The sequence below is a fragment of the Janthinobacterium sp. SUN137 genome, from assembly GCF_030587265.1.
In the GTDB taxonomy this organism is placed as follows: domain Bacteria; phylum Pseudomonadota; class Gammaproteobacteria; order Burkholderiales; family Burkholderiaceae_D; genus Janthinobacterium; species Janthinobacterium kumbetense.
In genome coordinates this window covers 1-3,844 of the sequence record NZ_JAPWHZ010000015.1, presented here as the reverse complement: position 1 = coordinate 3,844, position 3,844 = coordinate 1, and the positions used below count along the sequence as shown (strand labels likewise).

Annotated in this window: 1 protein-coding gene; it reads right to left on the bottom strand. The window is 64.6% G+C overall.

What is annotated here, in order from left to right; genetic code table 11:
* Positions 1–3,844: condensation domain-containing protein (locus tag O3298_RS29055; protein ID WP_305061195.1), on the bottom strand; the 3,844-nt coding region annotated here is incomplete at both ends.

Below are 3,844 nucleotides of genomic sequence, written 5' to 3'. Positions count from 1 at the left end.
CGGCGCCGGGTTGACTTCCGACTCCCCTGCCAGCGACGGCCACTGGCTGTCCAGGCACAGCACCGGCAACGCCGGGTCCATCGACGCTGCCAGCGCGGCGACCAGCGAATCGGCCAGCGCCTGCTGGGTCAGCAGTACGGTCGGACGCGCATCGTCCAGCATGGTGGCCAACCTGTCCTTCGGATAGCCTGGATCGAGCGGCACATAGGCGCCACCGGCCTTCAGGATGCCCAGCAAGCCCACCACCATCTCGACGCTGCGCTCGACGCAGATACCCACCAAGCTGTCGGCGCCCACACCCTGCCCGCGCAGGTAGTGCGCTAGGCGGTTGGCGCGCGCATTGAGCTCGCCGTAAGTCAGCGACTGGCCCTCGAACTTGACGGCCTCCGCTGCGGAGCTGCGCAGCGCCCGTTGCTCGAACAGGCCATGCAAGGTCTGCGCGTGCTCATGCTCCTGCGCGTGCGCGGTACTGTTCCATTCCACCAACAACTGTTCGCGTTCCTGCGGCGGAAGCACCTCGACGGCTACCGCCGGCATGTGCGGCGACTGCTCCAGCGCTTCAACCAGGTTCTCCAGCGCCGTCTGCATGTAGCTGCACACTCGTTCGGGCTGAGCCTGCGCGTTGACCTGGACGAATAACAGGAAATCGTCGCCAAAGTCATCCACCGACAACGTGACAGGATAATTAGTGCTCTCTTCCGTGCCCAGGTTCTCCATTCCACGCCATGCTTCATGGGTGTTGAGCGCTTCGCCGAGGGTGCTGTGGCGATAGTTCAGCAGGGCCGTAAACAAGGGAGTGGGAGCCTCGATGCCGCTGCAGCGTTGCGCCAGCGCCAAGGGGGCATGCTCGTGGTTGACCAGTCGGGTCAGCAGGGCGTGGGTATGGCGCACGCCATGCGCCACGCTTTCCTGCCCCACCACCAGGCGAATCGGCAGGGTGTTAATGAATACGCCAGGCGCACGGTCCACATCCGCCCCGCCTCGCATGCGTCCAAACAGCACCGTGCCGAACACCACATCGCGGCGGCCGGTCAGGCGCGCCAACACTTGCGCCCACGCCAGGTGCATCAGGCTGGCTGGGCTGACGCCGAGCTTGCGCGTCTGGCGGCGAATCCGGTTGCCCAGCCCGACGCCGATATGTCGGCTGGCCTCTGTCATGGAGGCCCAGTCTCCCTGCACGCCGACTAGGCCAAAAGGCGCAGTGGGTTCATCGATATCGGCCAGCATCTCGCGGAAGAACTCCTCATGTTCTTCCGGGCTGGGACCCAGGCGTGCCTGCGCCACGAAATGACGGAACGGCACCGGCGGCGGCAAGCCCGCCTCCTCGTCGGCCAGGATCGCCTGGATTTCTTCGATGATGATCTCCAGCGTCGCATGGTCGGAGGCGAAGTGGTGCTGCATGACCTGCAGCAGCCAGCGCTGGTTCACCGGATCATGCGCCAGGAAAACGCGCGTCAAAGGCGCCTGCCGTGCGTCGATGCGGTAATGACCAGGGTTGAAGCGCGCCTTCAGTTGGGCGGCAATGTCGCCGTCGCGCCGATCAAAGCTGACTTCCTCGACAAGCGCCTGCGCCTGGCGCCACACAACCTGCACCGGCTCCCGCAGCCCTTCCCATGCGATGGCCGTACGCAGGATGTCATGCCGCGCGATCACTTTTTGCAACGCATGGACAAAGGCATCGAGCCTGGCACGTTCGTCGAAGGCCAGCAGCGTCGGCAACAGGTAGACGTCGCCGCGCTCCTGGACCAGGTAATGGAACAGGATGCCTTCCTGCAGCGGCGCCAGCGGATAGATATCCTGAATATTGGCCGCGCCGCCCGGCACCGCCGCGACGACATTGGCAATCTCGTCCTCATCCAGGTCCGCCAGCGTCAGCATCGCGGGGGTAATCACCCGACTATTGGCCGGGATCAGGTTGGGCGGCACCTCGACGGCGCGTTCCTCGCGTCCCAGCGCTGGCAGCACACCGGCGATGGTCGGCGCCGCGAACAGCGCGCGTACCGTGGTTTCCATGCCAGCATCGCGCATGCGCTCAATCAGGCCGATCGCCAGCAGCGAGTGCCCGCCCAGTTCGAAGAAGTTGTCATGGATGCCGACCCGATCAAGGTGCAGCACCGCCGCCCAAATTTCCGCCATTTTCTTCTCGATGCGGGTGCTTGGCGCCACATAGCCGCCATCCGCCCTGGCGGTGTCCGGCGCCGGCAGCGCCTTGCGGTCCACCTTGCCGTTCGACGTGAGCGGCATCTCGTCGAGCACCATGAAGTGGGTCGGCACCATGTATTCCGGCAGTGTGCGGCGCAGATGCTGCACGATGCTTTTCTGCAGCATCGCATGGAACTGGGATGGCAGCGGCTGATTCGCATATTGCACCTCTCCCTTGTACAGCTCGCTCCAGTCGATCACGCGGTCGGTCCGCGTGAAGACGGCATGCAGGTGGCCTTGGCTGCCTGAAGCGCTCTGGAGATGCAGGCGATAGCCATGTTGCCGTGCCAGCAGTTCCAGTGCATCACGCGCCACGCCGATGGTTTGCTCGGCCGAGAGCACGCGGCGCAGGTCGGCGACCGTCGCCTCTTCGCCCAGCTCGGCCAGCTTGGCATGGGCGGCGACATCGTAGGCCACGCGCTCGTCGGCGATACCCTTGATGGCCAGTTGCTCTACCCCTTGCGCCAGCTGTGCCTCCAACTCCGCCATGTCCTGCCGCAGCTCGCTCCACGCCTGCCACACCGGCGCGCTGTGCGATGGCACCTCACCGATGGTAATGACGACGTCAAAGCGGTAACGGGTCATCTCGTTCAACGCCTGCCCGCGCTTAGGCAGGGTCTCGATCCGGCTGATCTGCGGGAAGGCCGCGCGCAACGAGTGGAAGTAAGCCGGGTCCACCAGCAGCTCGGTTTCCCGGTTCAGGCCGCGCGCGGCGGCCTGGCGCACCTGGCCCAGTTTGTACTGCGGAGCATGGTGCAGCGCTACCGACGAATGGAACACTTTGTGCAGACCGAAGTGGCGTATGTCACCAAGGAAGATCCTACCCTGCGCACCGATCTTGCCGATGGCGGCGGCCAGCACATCCTGCAAATAGGCGAAATTCGGGAAGTACTGGGCCACCGAGTTGATGATCACGGTGTCGAAGCCGGCCGCAGGGATCTCGGCCAGGCGGTCGGCCGGATAGGCGAACAGGCGCACGTCGGCCCCTTGCAGCTCGTCCGCGCGCAGTTGCGCCGCCAGCTTGCCGATCACGATGTCGGAAATATCGCTGCCATAATAACGGTTGCAATGCGGCGCGATCCGGTGCAGTAACAGGCCGGTACCGCAACCAATTTCCAGCACCCCTTCCGGTTTCAGACCGAGGATGCGCTCGACGGTCTCGCCGACCCATTCCTGCATTTCATGCTCGGGAATGGCCTGGCGGTCATAGCTACTGGTCCAGCCCACGGTATTGAAGGTTTCGTCTTCCGATACGGCCGGCTGCTCGTAGATCTGGTTCCAGATATCGCCCCAGTCGGCGGTGCGGTCCGCGCCGGGCTTGAGTTCGGCAACCAGTTTGTCGGCATGGGTATGAAGATAGGCGACCAGGCGCCTCTGGTTCGGCACGTCCTCGCGCGCCATCACGATTGCCTGCGACACCGCGGAATGCTGAGTCAGCGCCGCCTCGATCTCGCCCAGTTCGATCCTCAACCCGCGCAGCTTGACCTGATGGTCCAGCCGGCCCAGGTAGTCGATGTTACCGTCGGCCAGGAAGCGCGCCAGGTCGCCCGTCTTGTACAGGCGCGAACCGGCTTCGCCGAACGGGTTGGCGATGAACTTCTCGGCCGTCAACTCAGGACGGTTCAGGTAGCCCCGCGCCAGG